This window comes from Bradyrhizobium sp. Leo170, from assembly GCF_004296405.1.
In the GTDB taxonomy this organism is placed as follows: domain Bacteria; phylum Pseudomonadota; class Alphaproteobacteria; order Rhizobiales; family Xanthobacteraceae; genus Bradyrhizobium.
Map to the genome: position 1 here is coordinate 1 of NZ_PSRR01000863.1, position 504 is coordinate 504.

At 60.5% G+C, this 504-nt stretch carries 2 protein-coding genes; both read left to right on the plus strand.

Annotated features, from left to right (window positions below):
- On the plus strand, positions 1 to 345 hold a 345-nt coding region (locus tag CWO89_RS45130; RefSeq protein ID WP_165421639.1), incomplete at its 5' end, for a transposase.
- A complete protein-coding gene (locus tag CWO89_RS46730; protein ID WP_165421640.1) occupies positions 342 to 497 on the plus strand; it encodes a hypothetical protein in 156 nt (51 codons plus the stop codon). The genes CWO89_RS45130 and CWO89_RS46730, both read left to right, overlap by 4 nt.
- The last annotated feature ends 7 nt before the right edge of the window (positions 498 to 504 follow it).

Below are 504 nucleotides of genomic sequence, written 5' to 3' on the forward strand. Positions count from 1 at the left end.
TACAACGACGACCTTGCCGGGGAATGGACGCGGGGTCTTCTGATCCGCCGCAACATCGCCGACGACAGCTTGGCCTTTTTCTCCACATGGTGCCCCAAGGGCACCTCCATGCAGAAGCTGGTATCGGTGGAAGGCCATCGCTGGGCCATCGAGGACAGCTTCGAAACCGCCAAGAACGAGCTCGGCCTTGATCACAACGAAACCCGCTCCTGGCATGGCTGGCATCGCCATGTCTCACTCGTCATGCTTGCCTTCGCCATGATGGCCGTCATCCGTCATCGGGCCAACACCGGGCCCTTGCTCAAAAAAACGCGACCGCGGCCGCGACCGACGCATCGTTCTTGATCCGCTGGTCGATCCAGGAAATCCGCCGCATCGCCATGAAGCTCGCCCAGCGGCGCATCCCGCACGCCCGCGTCCTCGCATGGTCGTTCTGGCGCAGGGCTCATCAGGCAACTGCGCGCAAAGCCCATCTCAAGAAAAAATTACAACTGTAATGCTAGA